The organism is Actinomadura xylanilytica, from assembly GCF_030283145.1.
Classification (GTDB): Bacteria; Actinomycetota; Actinomycetes; order Streptosporangiales; family Streptosporangiaceae; genus Spirillospora; species Spirillospora xylanilytica.
In genome coordinates this window covers 382,498-398,247 of the sequence record NZ_JASNWE010000002.1, presented here as the reverse complement: position 1 = coordinate 398,247, position 15,750 = coordinate 382,498, and the positions used below count along the sequence as shown (strand labels likewise).

Here is a 15,750-nt window from a genome sequence, read left to right as displayed (position 1 = left end):
TGCGCGGCTTCAGGAGGCGGAGATCTTGGGGGAGGTGCGGCGGCGCAGCATCGCGTGTGCCGGGAGGAGAATCGCGGCGGCGCCGGAGCCGGCGACGCCGAGGAGGAGCAGCGCGACCGTCACGGGGGAGACCGCAGGCACCGGGAGCCCGGTGACCGCCATGGCGAGCGCCATCAGCGTCACCGTGACGATGAGGACTCCGGTGGCGGCGCCGGTGCCGAGGATGATCGCCGCTTCCAGACGCAGCATCCGCAGCACCTGCCGACGCGTCCCGCCGACCAGGCGCAACAGGGCGAACTCGCGCCGCCGCGCCGCCGTCGCCAGCGCCAGCGTGGTGACCAGGCCGATGACGATGAACCCGCCGATCGCCAGGACGACCACGTAGCCGACGAAGCCCTGGAGCCGGAGCTGCTGGGAGAACCTGGCGCCGAACTCGGCGCGGTCCATGGCGTGGACTCCGGTGTAGGCGGCGCCGACCGGCCGGAGGTCGGCCTTCCCCTTGACCAGGACGTTGTCGTCCAGGCTTGTGGAGGAGTGCGCGGCGACCACGGCATGGGGGAGCAGCACGTCGCCGAAGCCGAGACCGCGCTCGTACAGCGCGACCACGCGGGGCTTGATGAGGGTTCCGTCGCCGAGCCAGAGCGGGGCCGTGGAGCCGACGCGGAGGCCGCCGGCGACGTCCCGGTTGAGCGCGACGGTTCCGTCGCGCAGGTCGCCGATCCGGCCGGCGGTCGGCTTCGGGTCCATCGTCGCCTCGAACCCGGCGCCGATGCCCCGGGCGGTCAGGGATTGCAGGTTCTTCTCGCCCAGCTCCTTGACCGCCATCACCACGGTGGTGTTCTTGACCGGCGTGGCGGCGGCGACGCCGGGCACCCGGCGGGCGGCGTCGGCGGCGCCCTGCGGGAGCCCGGGACCGGCCGACACCAGGACCTGGTCGGCGCGGTTGCCCGCTGCGGCCTGCTCGGTCGTCGCCTGGACGACCGTGGTCTGCGCGAACAACTGGGTGCCGGCGAACGCGATGGCCAGCGCGACCGGGGTGATGACCGACCCCGCGCGCAGGGCGGCGGCGCCGCTCGCGTGCTGGGCCATCCGCCCGCTCACCGGCGCCACCAGCCGGACGGCGCGGCCCAGCACCCGGTTGCCGAACCCGGCCACCACCGGGCCGAGCAGGGCGGTCGCGATGATCAGGGAGATGACCAGGCCGCCGATCGAGGCGTTCGCGGTGGGCCCGGTGGTCGTGGTGGACGCGCCGAGCGCGCTCAGCCCGAGGATCAGGAACACCACGCCGGTGACGGCGCGCCAGCGCGGCAGCCCGGCGGGGTCGACGGCGGCCTCGCCCAGCGCCTGGACGGGACGGATCCGCGAGGTCCGCAGCGAGGCCGCCAGCGCGGTCAGGAGCGCGGCGAGCAGGGTGACGCCGAACGCGGCCAGCGCCGGCAGGGGGCTGAGGGACAGGTCGAAGCCGTCCGGCAGGACGCCCTTGTGGACCATCGCGGCGTGCATCCCGGCGCCGAGCGCCAGTGAGAGGACGCCGCCGATCAGGGCCGCGGGCAGCCCGGCCGCCAGCGTCTCGCGCAGGAGCCGCCGGCGCACCTGCCAGGGCGTCGCGCCGATCGCGCGGAGCAGCGCGAACTCGCGCGACCGCTCCCGCACCGACAGGGCGATCAGCCCGCCCACGACCACCAGGGCCGTCATCACCGCGACGCCGCCGATCGACGCGCCCAGTTGGAGGATGTCGGGCCGGGCGGCGGACACCGCCACGTCCTCGGCGTCGCCGCGCGCCGGGCCGGTGGCGACGGTGAGGCCGGGCGCGGCCTTCTCGAGGGCGGCGGGGGAGACCGTGGCGTCCGCGAGCACGGCGAGGGCGTCGACCTGGCCGGGGTGGCCGTACAGGGCCGCCGCCGTCGCGGTGGTGAAGAACGCCGCGTCCGGTCCGGACGGCACCAGCCCGGTGACCCGGTACCGCTGGGGCGTCCCGTTCATCTGCAACCGGACCTGTCCGCCCGGCGCGACACCGGCCGACCGGCTCAGGACGACCTCGTCCGGTGCCTGCGGGGCCCGCCCGGCGCTCAGCCGGTAGGGGCGGAGGGCGGCCGAGTCCCAGCCGTGGCCGTTCAGCACCTGCCCCGAGGGCGCCAGGACGGGGAAGGACACGTCCGCGACCACGCCCCGGACGCCGGGGACGGTCCGCAGCCGCTGCGCCACGGCGGCCTGGACCCGGGTGTGCTCGGCCAGCGGGCGGCTCTGCTCCTCCGGCCCCTCGCCGATCCGCTTCACCCGCACCTTGACGCTCTGCCGCCCCGTCACGACCGCCTCGGCGGCGCCGAACCGCTGGACCGGCGCGTGCGCCCGCGCCGCCGACTCCACCAGCACCCCGCACGCGCCGATCAGCGCGGCGGCGAACAGCAGCGCCGCGAACACCCCGGCGAACGCGCCCTTGTTCCTCGTCACAGCGACTCCCAGCGGGACGCCACGGCGGCGGCGGTCGGGCGGAGCATCTCGTCGACGATCCGGCCGCGGCTGAGGAACACGGCCGAGTCGGCCCAGGCCGCCGCCAGCGGGTCGTGGGTCACCAGCACGAGCGTCTGGCCGGTCGTGTCGACCGCCTCGCGCAGGAGCCGGAGGACCTCGCGGGCCGTGCGCGGGTCGAGCGCCCCCGTCGGCTCGTCGGCGAAGACCACCTCGGGGCGGGTCACCAGGGCGCGGGCCAGCGCCGCGCGCTGCTGCTGGCCGCCCGACAGCTCGGACGGGCGGTGCCGCAGCCGGTCGGCCAGCCCGACCCGGCGCACCACCTCCGCCAGCCACGCCGGGTCGGCCTCCAGGCCGCCGAGCTGGAGCGGGAGCGTGATGTTCTGCTCGACGTCCATGGACGGGATCAGGTTGAAGTCCTGGAAGACGAAGCCGATCCGCTTGCGCCGCAGCAGCGTCCGCTTGGCCTCGCTGAGCCGGCCGATGTCGACCCCGCCGATCCGGACGCCGCCCTCGCTGGGCCGGTCGAGCCCCGACGCGCAGTGCAGGAAGGTGCTCTTGCCCGACCCGGACGGCCCCATGACCGCGGTGAAGCCGCCTCGCGGGAACGTCCACGTGACGCCGTCCAGGGCGCGGACGGCGCCGTAGGTCTTGGTCACCGACTCCAGGCGCACCGCCTCCGCGGTCGCCTGGACTGTAGTGGTGGTCATGTTTCCCTCCGGGTGGGCGGCGTCTCTCACCTGGTCGAATCTAGGTTTCGGAGGGGGGCGGGCACATGAGCGCACACTCCCGAACCGCTGGTGTAGCCCGCTACACCAGCGGTCGGGGGGCACGCCCCGGTGTGCCGGGCCTCGTGCGCTCTTAGCGTGAACGTGAAGTGAGGGCTCTGTGCCTTTCCCGGCGATCCGCGAGGTGACATGAACAAGCCCCTGAGGCGCAGCGCGGACGCGACCGGCCGGCTGGTCGTGAGCCTGCGCACGTCCGTGCCCGCGCTGATCGGCCTCGTGCCGCTGACGGCGTTCGTGCTGCTGCTGGTCATCGCGCTGCCCTGGCTGCCGGACGCCGTGAAGCCGCTGCGCGCGCTCGCGAACGCCGAGCGGCGCCGGGCGGGGGCGCTGCTGGGCCGCGAGATCCCCGAGCCGTACCGGCGGTCGCGGGGCGGCGGCCTGGAGCAGGGGAAGGTCCTGGTCAGGTCCCCGGTGGTGTGGCGGGACGCGGCCTGGATGGCGGCGCACGGGCTCACCGGCGTGATGATGACCGTCGTCGCGGTGTCGCTGTGGCCGGCGCTCCCCTACGGGCTCTCCCTGCCGCTGTGGTGGTGGGCGGCGCCGGCGGGATCGCAGTCCGCGTTCGTCACGCTCGACAGCTGGACGAAGGCGCTGACGCTGCCGTTCCTCCAGGTGGCCCTGTACGTTTTCCTGCTGGTGTGGCTGGTGCCGCGGTTCGCGCGCTGGCAGGCCCAGATGTCGGAGGCGCTGCTGCGTCCCACCCGCGGCACCAGCCTCGCCGAGCGCGTCGAGCAGCTCGCCGAGACGCGCGCCGACGCCCTGGAGGCGCACGGCGCCGAGCTGCGCCGCATCGAACGGGACCTGCACGACGGCACCCAGGCCCAGCTCGTCGCCGTCGCGCTGCGCCTCGGGCTCGCCGACCGGCGGTTCGAGGCCGATCCCGGGGCGGCCCGCGCGCTCTTCCTGGAGGCGCGGGAGGGGGTGGAGGAGGCCCTCACCCAGTTGCGGGCGGTGATCCGCGGCATCTACCCGCCCATCCTGGCCGACCGGGGCCTGGACGGGGCGCTCCGGGCGCTCGCGGCCGGGCAGCCGATCCCGGTCGAGACCGAGTTCGACACCGGACGGGCGCCCGCGGCGGTCGAGGCCGCCGCCTACTTCGTCGTCGCCGAGGCGCTCACCAACATCGCCAAGCACAGCGGCGCGGGCCACGCCCGCGTCACGGTCCGCCGCGAGGGCGCGCGCCTGCGGATCGTCGCGCAGGACGACGGCAGGGGCGGCGCCGAGCCGGGGGCGGAGGCGGGCAGCGGCCTGGCGGGCATCCGCCGCCGGGTGGCGGCGCTCGACGGATCCACCCGCATCGACAGCCCGCGCGGGGCGGGCACGACGCTCCGCGTGGACCTGCCGTGCGGATCATGACCGCCGGGCCCGGTGGCCGGGCCGGGGACCGGGTCTTGGGGGACGGTCGCTCAGGCCCCGATCGAGGGAACCGGGCCCGGCGCCCCTCCCCGGGGCCGCCCGGCCGCGAGCCGCTCCTCGAACCAGGCGATGGTGCGCTGGAGACCCTCGGAGCAGGGGACCTTCGGCGCCCAGCCGAGGGCCTCGCGGGCGACGGCCGTGTCGGGCCGACGCATCCGTGGGTCGTCCACCGGGCTGTCGACCAGGTCGATCGGTGAGCGGGACCCGGCGAGCCCGCGGACGTGCAGGGCGAGGTCGAGCATCGTCACCTCCTCGGTGCCGCCGATGTTGACGGGGCCGGGGTGCCGGCCGCCCGCGAGCGCGAGGACGCCGTCGACGGTGTCGTCGACGTAGCAGATGGACCGGGTCTGGCGGCCGTCGCCGGTCACCGTGATGGGCTCCCCGGACAGCGCCTGGCGGATGAACGTGGGGATGGCGCGCCCGTCGCCCGGCCGCATCCGCGGGCCGAAGGTGTTGAAGATCCGGACGATCGCGGTGTCGACGCCGTGGCTCGCCCGGTACGCCGTGGTCAGCGCCTCGGCGAAGCGCTTCGCCTCGTCGTAGACGCTGCGCGGGCCGACCGGATTGACGTTTCCCCAGTACGACTCCCGCTGCGGGTGCTCGAGCGGATCCCCGTACACCTCCGAGGTGGACGCGAGCACGAACCGCGCCCGCTTCTCGCGGGCGAGGTCGAGCGCGTGCAGGGTGCCGATGCTGCCGACCTTGAGGGTGTGGATCGGCAGCCGCAGGTAGTCGGCCGGGGACGCGGGCGAGGCGAAATGGAGCACCAGGTCGACCGGGCCGTGAACCTGGACGGCGGTGGTGACGTCACAGTGGATGAGCCGGAATCGCTCGTCCGCGATGAGGTGCGCGACGTTGGACCGCGATCCGGTGATGAAGTTGTCGAGGCACAGCACCTCAATTCCCCGGTGCAGGAGGCGCTCGCAGAGGTGGGATCCGAGAAATCCGGCGCCGCCGGTCACTACGGCGCGCTGGAACGGGCGATGCGGCAGATCGTGCACATTTACCACCAGGTTCGTCCGACTGAGCGTCACATCTCAGGTGAGATCCGCCGGCATGCCGGGACGCCGCAGCATGCCGGCCAGTGTAATCCGCTCCCCGAAGTTTCGTGAGGAATCCCTGGAGAAGTGACCTCGTCCGGCGGATGATCGGTGCCATCCTGGTCGCGGCGTCGCTGGTGTATATCGGGTGGATCGTCGTCGACATGACGATCGTCGATCTCTGGCTGTCCCTTCCTTTTCTGCTGGCGAACACATTTCTGGTTCTGCTGCTTTTCGTCACCGTCCACAACAACTGGCACCGGCTGCCGCCGGCCGTTTCCGCGCCCGCGCCGTTCGCTGAGCCGCTGGTGGCCGTCATCGTTCCCACCTACAACGAGCCGGTCGACATGGTGCGGCGCACGCTCGAAAGCGTGCTCGCCCAGGATTGGCCGCACGACCGGCTCGCCGTGGTGGTCGGTGATGACGGCCACCGCGCGGCCGTGCGCGACATGGTCCAGGACCTCGGTGAACGGTTCCCGTCGGTCCTTCTCCATTACCATTCGCCGCCACTCAAACGCACATCCGAGCGGCGGGGCGACGCCAAGGACGGCAATCTCAACTCGATGCTCGAATTCATCGTGCGCGCGCATCCGGCCGTCGAGTTCGTCGAGACGCGCGACGCCGACGACCTGGTCGGCGATCCGGAATTCCTGCGGTACACGGTCGGCCACCTCGTCCACCGGCCGCGGATCGCGTTCGTGCAGACGGTCAAGGACGCGGTGGTGAGCCCCGGCGACCCGTTCGGGAACCGGCGGAGGTTCTTCTACCGGGGCATCCTGCTTTCGCGCGCCGCCACCGATTCGGTGTTCCCGTGCGGCAGTGGCCTGGTGTGGCGGAGGACGCACCTGGAGCGGATCGGCGGGTTCCCCACCTGGAATCTCGTCGAGGACCTCTACTCCGGCTACGTGGCCCTCCAACACGGCCTGCACGGGGCGTACCTGCCCATCGACGGCGCCATCGGCCAAGTCGCGCCGGAGGACGTCCCGAACGTCTACAAACAGCTCGGCACGTGGGCGCTCGACACGCTGAGGATCTTCTTCTGGAAGTCGCCGATGACGGCCCGGGGACTGTCGTTCCGGCAGCGGCTCCAGTTTCTGGAAATGGGCCTCTTCTACCTGTCCAGCATCCCCACCCTGATGCTGATCCTGACGCCGGCGTTCTGCCTGCTCTTCGACGTCCGGTTGTTCCGGGCCGACGTCGTCGCGCACATCGGGTACTCCCTCTTCTATGTCACGCTGCTCAGCCTGTACATGTTCGTCCTCGGAAATGGAACGTCCTGGAGGGAGGTGTGGCGGGCCAAACAGATGTGGGTGGGCATGGCATTCGTCTACACCAACGCCTGCCTGCGCGCCGTCCTCTACGGGCCGCGGCGTAAACCGGAATACCGCGTGACGCGCAAGGTGCCGCTGGCGGGCGTGCACCTGAAGGAGGTCGCCCCGCAGATCGTCCTGGTTCTGCTCCTGGCCGGAGCATTGGTCCGCCACGTCGCGCAGAAGTACCCGGGTGGGCTGCTCGCCGGAATCGACCTGGGGTCGGTCTTCTGGGTGGTGAACTACGGCGTCCTGCTCCTCGGCTTCATCCGGCGGAGCTGGTTCGGCGCCGGACGGAGAATGCGAGAGGAAGGGCATGGACACGTCGGCACGCCTCTACTCGGAACGCCTCGGACGGATATCCGGGCACCAGCTCCAGGCGGCTCTCGACCACTTCCGGCTTGGCCACCTGATTCACGCCGAGCCGATTCCGCACGGGCACTTCGGGCAGAATCTCTTCCTGACGAGCAGCACCGGTGAACATGTGCTGCGCGGAAACCCCCATTACCCCGGGCAGTTCCAAGCCGAGCACTTCTACACGCGCGCCCTGTCCCAGGGCACCCGGGTCCCGGTGCCCTGGCCGTACCGGATCGACACGGGCACTGGGATCTTCGGCTGGAGCTACGCCGTCATGCCGCGGATGCCCGGCCTGCACCTGTCCGACCCGGAGGTCCGCGACCGCCTGGAGCCCGCGCAGAGGAGGGACGTGGCCCGCGCGCTCGGCGAGAACCTCGCCGAGATGCACGCGCTCACCTGGGACCATCCCGGCCGCTACCACCCGGCCGCCCAGGCCGTCGTCCCCCTGGAGCCGGCCGACGCCTCCGCCTGGGCGCTGCCGGATCCCGCGCGGACGTACCCCGGGCCGTCCGAGTACGGCAGGTGGGCGGCGGACCGCGTCCAAGCCCGGCTCGCCACCGCACGCGCGCACGACCGGGGCGCGACCACCTCCGCCGACCTGGCCTGGGCCGGGTCCGTCATGGCGGCCGGCGCCCCGGCGATCGCCGTCCCCTTCCAGCCCCGCCTGGTCATGGAGGACTACAAGGAGGGCAACCTGGTCGTCGTCCACGATGGCGGGAGGTGGACGGTCGGCGGCGTCTTCGACCTCGCCCAGTCCTACTTCGGCGACGCCGAGTCCGATCTGCCGCGGACGCTCTGCTCCTACCTCGACGAGGGCCCCGAGCCGGCCCGCGCCTTCCTGACCGCCTACCTCGCGCGGAGGCCGCCCAGGCCGGGCTTCCCCCAGCGGGCCGCGGCCTACCTGCTGCTCGACCGCGCCCTGCTGTGGGAGTTCTTCCAGCGCCGGGGGCTGCGCTGGTGGCCCGAGGCGTGGACCTTCCGCGACTGGGCGGGCCGCTACCTGGACCTCATGCGGTCGACCTGCCTGTGACACCGGCGTCAGGGTGACGGCGGCCGAGCGTGCCTCTAGCGGGCGCCTCCGTTGATGTAGAGGGTCTGGCCGCTGACGTAGGACGCGTCGTCGCTGGCCAGGAACGCGATGGCGGCGGCGACCTCCTCCGGCCGTCCGACCCGGCCGAGGGGGGTGCGGCCGGCGGCCGACCGCTGGTGCTCCTCGGGGGTCGCGCCGACGCGGGTGGCGGTGGCGGCGGTCATCTCGGTGGCGATGTAGCCGGGCGCGACGGCGTTGACGTTGATCCCGTACGGGCCGAGCTCGATCGCGAGGGTGGCGGTCAGCGCCTGGATCCCGGCCTTGGCGGCGGCGTAGTTGGCCTGGCCGCGGTTGCCGAGGGCGGACCGGCTGCTCAGCGAGACGATCTTGCCGGAGCGCTGCCGGACCATCTGCCGCTGCGCGGCCTGGCAGCAGTGGAAGGCGCCGGTCAGGTTGACGGCCAGGACCGCGTCCCAGTCGGCCTTGGGCAGCTTGAACAGCAGGTTGTCGCGGGTGATCCCGGCGTTGTTGACCAGGACGTCGATCGCGTCCAGCCCGGCGAAGGCCGCCTCGACCGCGGCCTGGTCGGTGACGTCGCACGCGATCGAGGTCGCGGCGGGGCCGATCCGGGCGGCGGTGTCCGCCGCGCCGTGCAGGTCGAGCAGCACGACCCGCGCGCCCTCGCCCGCGAGCCGCTCGGCGGTCGCCGCGCCGATGCCGCGGGCGGCGCCGGTGATGACGGCGATCTTTCCAGTGAACCTGTCCATGGGGGCTCCTTCGGTGTGCGGTGGGGTCAGAACGCGTTCACGCCGGTGAGGTCGCGGCCGATCAGCAGCTTGTGGATCTGGCTGGTGCCCTCGTAGAGGGTCATCACGCGGGCGTCCCGCAGGTACTTGCCGACCGGGTACTCGTCGATGTAGCCGTAGCCGCCGAACACCTGGAGCGCGTTGTTGGCCGCGCGCACCGCGGCCTCGCTCGCGAACAGCTTGGCCTTGGACGACTCGGTGGCGAACGGCAGGCCGCGGTCGATCAGGTCGGCGACCCGCCACACCAGCAGCCGGGCGGCGTCGACGTCGAGCGCGATGTCGGCCAGCAGCTCCTGGACGAGCTGCCGGGACGCGATCGGCCGGCCGAACTGCTCCCGCTGCCCCGCGTACCGGACGGCCTCGTCCAGGCACGCCTGCGCGATGCCGACGCAGCCGGCCGCGACCGACATCCGGCCCTTGGCGAGCGCCGCCATCGCGACGGAGAAGCCCTTGCCCTCGGGGCCGAGTCGCGCGGTGCCGGGCACCCGGACGCCGTCCAGGACGAGTTCGGCGGTCGCCTGGCCGCGCAGGCCGAGCTTGCCGTGGATCTCCCGGGCGGTGAACCCGGCGGCGGTGGTCGGGACGAGGAAGGCGGTGATCCCGCGGTGGCCGGGCTCGCCGGTGCGGGCGAACACCAGCGCGACGTCGGCCCAGGTCCCGTTGGTGATGAACGTCTTGGTGCCGGTGAGCACCCAGTCGTCGCCGTCGCGGACGGCGCGGGTGGTGAGCGAGGCGGCGTCGGAGCCGGTGCCGGGCTCGGTGAGCGCGAAGCAGCCGAGCGCCTCGCCGGCGGTCAGCCGCGGCAGCCATTCCCGCTTCTGCGCGTCGTCGCCGTACCCGCTGATCGACTTGGCGACCAGGCCGAGCGACACCGACACGATGCCGCGCACCGCCGAATCGCCGCGGCCGAGCTCCTCCAGGACCAGGCAGTACGACAGGTGGTCGCCGCCGGAGCCGCCGTGCTCCTCGGGCAGCGTCATGCCGAGGAAGCCGATCTCGCCGAGGCGGCCGACGATCGCGCGGTCCACCGACTCGGCGCGGTCCCAGTCGCCGGCATGCGGCGCGATCTCCCGGTCGGCGAACTCGGCGGCCAGCCGCCGCAGCGCGTCCTGCTCGTCGGACAGCTCCAGGTTCATCCGGCCACTCCAAACTAGCGGTGCAAGTTTTCGGCAGGTAACCATGGTTAAACTAGCGATGCAAGTTTTTCGGCGGACGGACCGGCGGATGGGACGATGGCCGTCCGTCCGGGCCGGCCGGCCCGAATCCCGGAGGTGACCGTGGCCAGGCCGAGCCGACCGCTGCTCAGTCAGGAAAGCATCGTGGCGACCGCGCTGGCGCTGGTCGACGCCGAGGGCCTGGACGCGGTGTCGACCCGGCGGCTGGCGGCCGAGCTCGGGGTGAGCGGGCCGTCCCTGTACAACCACGTCGCCACCAAAACCGAGCTGCTCGACGCGGTGGTGGACGCGGTCCTCGGCGAGGTGGACCTGTCGATGTTCCCCGGCGCCGGACCCTCCGGCGCCGGCTGGCGCCCCGCGCTGGAGGCGTGGGCCCGGTCCTACCGCGCGGCGCTCGCGGCCCACCCCAAGATCGTGCCCGCGCTCGCGCAGAGCCCGGGGTACCGTCCCAACGCGCTGCGCCTGGCCGACGCCGTGTTCGGCGGGCTGGTCGAGGCCGGTTGGCCGCGCCGCGAGGCGACCTGGGTCGGCGCGCTGATGCGCTTCTTCATCATCGGCTCGGCCCTGGGATCGTTCGCCGGGGGCTTCCCCGCAGACCCCGACCTCTATAAGGGCGACTACCCGCACCTGGGCGAGGCGCACCTGCTCGCCGGACGCGGCAGGCGGGTCGACGAGGGCGCCTTCGAGGCCGGGCTCAAGGCGCTTCTCGACGGCCTCGAGCTCCAGTTCGCCGCGCTTGCGGCGTCCGGCCGTCGCTAGAACGGCGCGCGCCGGCGTCTGGACCCGCGACGGCGCCCGCGCCCACCGCTTCTACAGCGGGTCAAGTCGGTGACGGCCGCGCTGACCCCGCCGACGTACGCGTACCGCCTCTGACCTGAGGTCGGATCGGCCCAAGCTCGAGGGCGCGCCGACGGGCGCGCCCACGGGCGGCGGGCACATGCCGGGCGTTCAGGCCTTGTGGCCGACGGCTCCGTAGAGCCATGTGCCGATTTTCTCGGCGGGTGCGTCGCCCTCGTCCGACTCGGGGTTCCACTGGTCGATGGTGACCAGGCCGGGGTCGACCGGGGTGAAGCCCTCGAAGAAGGGCGCGATCTCGGCCTTGCTGCGGAAGTAGATCGGCGTCGGCGTGGTCGCGTAGACGCCCTCGATCTGGTCGACGGCCTCCGGCGCGTGGCCCTCCGTGGTGACGTGGGTCGAGGACAGGTAGCTGCCCGGCGCCAGCGCGTCCCGCAGGGTGCCGAGGACCGAGCCGCGCTCCTCCAGGGTGAGGAAGTGGATCATGGCGATCATCAGTACCCCGACGGGCTCGTCGAAGTCGATCAGCCTGGTCGTCTCCGGGTGGTCGAGCACCTCGCGGGGACGGTGCATGTCGGCGAGGGCCACCGTTGTGCGGTCGTCGGCCGCCAGCAGGGCGCTGCCGTGCGCGCGCACCACCGGGTCGCTGTCGACGTAGACGACGCGGGCGTCGGGGGTGATCTCCCGGGCGATCTCATGGGTGTTGCCCGCGGTGGGGAGCCCGGAGCCGATGTCGAGGAACTGCCGGATCCCCTGGCGCGCCATGTACCGCACCGAGCGGCGGAGGAACGCGCGGTTCTCCAGGGCCAGCAGGCCGATCTCGGGCATGGCCTGCGCGACGCGGTCGGCGGCGTCCCGGTCGATCTGGAAGTTGTCCTTCCCGTGCAGGTAGTAGTCGTACATCCGGGCGACGCTCGCCGTCGTGGGATCGATGCCGGGTGAGGGGGTGCTCCTCAGGTCCTGCACGCGCGGCCTCCAGTCAAGATCGTCAAGTGGGCGGCGCCAGCGTAGTCCGGCGGCCGGGCCCGACTCGTTGGTTCAAGGAAGTCACGCCTCGGGTGAACCCGGGCGCTCGCCGTCCGCCGCGGTGTGCCGGGCGTCGATCCAGGTGTCCACCCGTTCCCACTGCTCGTGGAACCACTCGGAGCGGGCCTCGGGATCGCGCGGGACGTTCTCGGCCGCGATCCGCCACCAGTGGGCGTGGACGGGGGCGGTGAGCGGGAGGCTGCGCCAGACGTCGCCGGCCGAGTCCATGTCCTCCAGGCCGCTGTGCGCGACGAACACCACGTCGGCGTCCGGCGCGGCGGCGATCGCGGCGAGGCTGCCGCCCGCGCGCGGCGGCATGACGTGGCGCATGCGGGCGGCGCGGACCGCGTCGCGCTCCCGCCGCAGCCGCATCAGGCGGCGGATCGCGCGGAGCCGGCGGTCGGGGGTGAAGTTGCCGCCCTCGGGGAAGATGAGCAGCGCGTCGCGGGGGCCGAGCCCGGTGGCGAGCGCCTCGATCCGCTCGACCGCGCCCCCGCCGCCGACGAACGCGTTCGGCAGCCGGTTCGCGGCGATGTCGATGCACGGGTCGAGCCGGAGCGCCTCCTTCATCACCACTCGGGGCCGCCGCCCGTAGTCGGTGAGCAGGTGGTGGACGAGCAGCAGCGCGTCCCCGGGCCCGGCGTGCCGGCTGAGCACGATCAGCGGCCGGTCGCCCGCCGCGGCGCCCGGGCCCCGGTCGCCGTCGATCTCGATGCGCAGGCCGAACCGCCGCCGGGCGACGCGGTGCAGCCCGGCGACGTACCGGCGGATGATCTCGTAGTGCCGGTCCTGGTACCGCGCGCCGCGGCTCCGGCGGGACGGGGCGCGGCACCAGAGGAGGCCGCAGGCCAGCACCGCCCGCGACTCCAGCAGTCCCCAGGCCAGGGCGAACCACAGCAGCCGGGTCACCCGGTCGCGCCCGCCGCGGACGAGCGCCCGCTTCAGCGCGGCCGGCGTGTACACGAACGGGAACAGCAGCACGACCAGGGCGGTCAGCGCGAACAGCAGCGGGGTGCACAGCACGCGGCGCACCAAGGGGGGCGGCAGCATCTCATGCCTGTTCTCTCAGGTACTCCAAGGATGCCTCGTAGGCGCGATCGATGTGCGTCGCGATACTCGAGGCGTTCCGGTACCGCATCTGGGACAGATCGACCCCGGACCTCCCCGGCTCGCCCCCGGCCGGCAGGACGTGCACGGTGATCCCGTCGGGCAGGGCCGACATCTCCTCGAAGAAGCGGTGCCTGCGCGCGATCTCGAACGCGACCATGCCGACCTCCCAGGGGCGCCGGGGCGGCGCCAGGTCGCGCTCGATCCGGCCGACGTGCAGCACGTAGATCGTGGTGGCGCCCAGCTCGACGGCGCGGCCGACCGGGATGCTGTGCACCAGCCCGCCGTCGAAGTAGTGCCGGTCGCCGATCCGGACCGGCGGCAGCAGCCCCGGCGCGGCCGACGACGCCAGCACCGCCGGGATGATCGGGCCGGTGCAGAACCAGTGCGCCATCGCCGTCTCGATGCCCGCGGCGACGCACTGGAACGGGACGGCCAACTCGTCGAACGTCTCGACCGGCAGCAGCTCGGTCAGCATCCGGCGCAGCGGCTCGGCCGAGTGCAGATGGGTGCCGGAGCGGGCCAGCGTCCACAGCCGTTCCCAGACCGGCGTGCCGAGCGCCTCGCCCGCGCGCGCGTCGGACCACATGCCGGTCAGCCGCTCGACCGCCGCGCCCGGGTCGACGGCGACCAGCGCGCCGTTCAGCGCCCCGATGGACGTCCCGACGACCAGGCCGGGCCGCACTCCGGTCTCGTCGAGCGCGCGCAGCATGCCGACCTCGTGCGCGCCGAGCATGCCGCCGCCGCCCAGCACGAACGCCACCCGCGATGTCCGCTCCACGCGCCCCCCCTCGGTCCTGAACCCAGCCTCTCCGCCAGGAAGCAGGGCAAACCAGTGGCGCTTCCCGACCTAAGGGTCGGACGGTGCGAGGGCGCCGGTGAGGCCCGCCACGATCGCGGCGGCGGGCCCGGACTCGACCCCGGCGGCGATCAGGCAGGCGCGGGCGGCGCCCGCGGCGGGGGACTCCTCCCGCCAGACCTCCTCGTTCACCGCGCGCAGGAGGGCGAGCGTCAGCCCTTCCAGTGCCTGGGCCAGGACGGGGGCGGGCAGGTGCCGGGCGAAGTCGCCGTCCCGCTGGCCCTCCGCCAGCAGAACCGCGACCCGGTCGCGCACCGGCGCCAGCAGGCCGCTGATCCCCGAACCGGGCAGGCTGCGCTCGCCGAGGCTGATCAGTAGCCGGTACCGGTCCCCGACCTGCCACAGGGCCAGGAAGAAGCGGGCGAGCGTCTCGGCCGGCGACCCGGGCCTGCCGGCCTCGCGCTCGAACGTCTCGGTCATCTCCGCCAGCGCCTGCCCGGCGATGCCCGCGATCAGCGCGTCCCGGCTGGGGAAGTGGCCGTACAGCGTGCGGCGGACCACCCCGGCGGCGCGGGCGATGTCGTCCATGCTCGCGTCCGGCTCGCGGATCAGCTCCTCGGTCGCGGTGGCGAGGATCCGCTGCCGGTTGGCCTGGGCGCGCCGTCCCGCTCCGGTGGCCGGCTCTGCGTCCTGCATAGGGGTCCCTTCGCTTCGGCCGCCATTTTTTCACAACGATGTGCAGTCCGGATCGGCCGCGGGCGGCATCGCCGAGCACCGCGGCCGGCTGGACCACCGACCGCTCTCCGTACCCCGCGGCTTCTAGAACACCCTCATGGCCACGCGCACGCGAAAGTCCTCCAGGACCTCGGACTGGCGGCGGGCCCGCGAGATCAGCCGGTCGAGCCGGGCCCGGTCGAGCCGGTCGTCCCGGTCGGCCAGCCTCCGCAGCACGGCCCAGGCGGCGCCCTTGCCCTCCACGCCCAGCCGCAGCATCTCCAGCTCGGTGAACCCGCTGAGGGGCGAGGAGCGGGCGATCCGCCCGTTCAGCTTCAGCCGTCCGGCCAGCTCCGCCAGCCGTCCCATGTAGATCTTGTAGCGGCGGACCGGGACATCGAGGTGCGCCATGATCTCCAGCAGCGCGTCCCGGTCACTGCCGATCTCGTCGGCGAGCCGCCTCAGCTCGTCCCCCATCGGCCCGCGCCGGTGGGAGGCGGCGGTCCTGCGCGCCAACCAGACCCCGCCGGTGGCGCCGGCCAGGTGATCGTTGAGATAGATGCCCAGCGGGCCCGACCTGAGTCCGGTCCGGCTGACGATCGTCTTCGTCCCCATCATCGCCTCCAGTCGGCGCGCAGGCCGGACTCCGCCGCCGACGACGGGAAGGCCCCGATCGGGGACCTGCAACCAGGACCGGATGCACGGCGCATATGTCCAGGGACTTTCCCGCACCTTGTGCTCCGACACCCTTGTGGCGATATGCGGGGATTGTTTTGAGGAACCTCGGACGGCTGGGCACACGGCCGTCGCCCCCGGCCTTTAGGGGGCGTGATCTGTGGGGATGGCTCGTCTCGGAACCATTCCGAGGCCCGGGTGCGAGCCGACCTCGCGAGCACCGCCGCCGGGCCCGTCCGGCGG

General features: G+C 73.3%; 15 protein-coding genes. 5 read left to right on the top strand and 10 right to left on the bottom strand.

Annotated features, from left to right (window positions below; all coding sequences use genetic code 11):
* Positions 1–9: 9 nt before the first annotated feature.
* Positions 10–2,451: an ABC transporter permease gene (locus QP090_RS12940; RefSeq protein WP_285939004.1), complete on the bottom strand. Its 2,442-nt coding sequence runs from the start codon at positions 2,449–2,451 to the stop codon at positions 10–12.
* A complete protein-coding gene (locus QP090_RS12935; RefSeq protein ID WP_285939003.1) occupies positions 2,448–3,179 on the bottom strand; it encodes an ABC transporter ATP-binding protein in 732 nt (243 codons plus the stop codon). The genes QP090_RS12940 and QP090_RS12935 overlap by 4 nt, the downstream gene beginning before the upstream one ends.
* Positions 3,180–3,386: 207 nt before the next feature.
* Between QP090_RS12935 and QP090_RS12930 the strand changes: the two genes are divergently transcribed.
* Positions 3,387–4,613: a sensor histidine kinase gene (locus QP090_RS12930; RefSeq protein ID WP_285939002.1), complete on the top strand. Its 1,227-nt coding sequence runs from the start codon at positions 3,387–3,389 to the stop codon at positions 4,611–4,613.
* A 50-nt stretch (positions 4,614–4,663) separates the two neighbouring features.
* Here QP090_RS12930 and QP090_RS12925 read toward each other — a convergent pair whose 3' ends face one another.
* Positions 4,664–5,665, bottom strand: a complete 1,002-nt coding sequence (locus QP090_RS12925) for a UDP-glucuronic acid decarboxylase family protein (protein ID WP_285940074.1) — start codon at positions 5,663–5,665, stop codon at positions 4,664–4,666.
* On the opposite strand from QP090_RS12925, the gene QP090_RS12920 reads away from it, so the two are divergent.
* Genes QP090_RS12920 through QP090_RS12910 form a run of 3 tightly spaced genes read left to right on the top strand, consistent with a single transcriptional unit; the run spans position 5,582 to position 8,410 of the window.
* Entirely contained in the window at positions 5,582–5,785 is a 204-nt protein-coding gene (locus tag QP090_RS12920; RefSeq protein WP_285940116.1) for a hypothetical protein, read from the top strand. The genes QP090_RS12925 and QP090_RS12920 overlap by 84 nt on opposite strands.
* 32 nt (positions 5,786–5,817) lie before the next feature.
* The gene (locus tag QP090_RS12915; protein WP_285939001.1) at positions 5,818–7,503 is read left to right on the top strand and encodes a glycosyltransferase; all 1,686 of its coding nucleotides are present in this window, start codon (positions 5,818–5,820) and stop codon (positions 7,501–7,503) included.
* Complete coding sequence (locus tag QP090_RS12910; protein WP_285940073.1) at positions 7,433–8,410, top strand: phosphotransferase family protein; 978 nt, start codon at positions 7,433–7,435, stop codon at positions 8,408–8,410. The genes QP090_RS12915 and QP090_RS12910 overlap by 71 nt, the downstream gene beginning before the upstream one ends.
* A 35-nt stretch (positions 8,411–8,445) precedes the next feature.
* On the opposite strand, the gene fabG is transcribed toward QP090_RS12910, so the two are convergent.
* Positions 8,446–9,177 (bottom strand): 3-oxoacyl-ACP reductase FabG, encoded by a 732-nt coding sequence (fabG, locus tag QP090_RS12905; RefSeq protein WP_285939000.1) that lies wholly within the window; start codon positions 9,175–9,177, stop codon positions 8,446–8,448.
* Positions 9,178–9,203: 26 nt separating this feature from the next.
* The gene (locus tag QP090_RS12900; protein WP_285938999.1) at positions 9,204–10,352 is read right to left on the bottom strand and encodes an acyl-CoA dehydrogenase family protein; all 1,149 of its coding nucleotides are present in this window, start codon (positions 10,350–10,352) and stop codon (positions 9,204–9,206) included.
* A 183-nt stretch (positions 10,353–10,535) separates the two neighbouring features.
* Here QP090_RS12900 and QP090_RS12895 point away from each other — a divergent pair, with 183 nt between their 5' ends.
* Entirely contained in the window at positions 10,536–11,150 is a 615-nt protein-coding gene (locus QP090_RS12895) for a TetR/AcrR family transcriptional regulator (RefSeq protein WP_329519180.1), read from the top strand.
* 189 nt (positions 11,151–11,339) lie between these two features.
* Here QP090_RS12895 and QP090_RS12890 read toward each other — a convergent pair whose 3' ends face one another.
* From QP090_RS12890 to QP090_RS12870, 5 genes are all read right to left on the bottom strand, one after another.
* Positions 11,340–12,152, bottom strand: a complete 813-nt coding sequence (locus QP090_RS12890) for an SAM-dependent methyltransferase (protein ID WP_285938998.1) — start codon at positions 12,150–12,152, stop codon at positions 11,340–11,342.
* 81 nt (positions 12,153–12,233) lie between these two features.
* A complete protein-coding gene (locus tag QP090_RS12885) occupies positions 12,234–13,262 on the bottom strand; it encodes a 1-acyl-sn-glycerol-3-phosphate acyltransferase (RefSeq protein WP_285938997.1) in 1,029 nt (342 codons plus the stop codon).
* A gap of 1 nt (position 13,263) precedes the next feature.
* A complete protein-coding gene (locus QP090_RS12880) occupies positions 13,264–14,100 on the bottom strand; it encodes a patatin-like phospholipase family protein (protein WP_285938996.1) in 837 nt (278 codons plus the stop codon).
* A gap of 69 nt (positions 14,101–14,169) precedes the next feature.
* Positions 14,170–14,814 carry a TetR/AcrR family transcriptional regulator gene (locus tag QP090_RS12875; protein ID WP_285938995.1) on the bottom strand — a complete coding sequence of 215 codons (645 nt, stop codon included), beginning with the start codon at positions 14,812–14,814 and terminating at the stop codon, positions 14,170–14,172.
* Between the two features lie 123 nt (positions 14,815–14,937).
* Positions 14,938–15,447: a hypothetical protein gene (locus QP090_RS12870; protein ID WP_285938994.1), complete on the bottom strand. Its 510-nt coding sequence runs from the start codon at positions 15,445–15,447 to the stop codon at positions 14,938–14,940.
* Positions 15,448–15,750 lie beyond the last annotated feature (303 nt).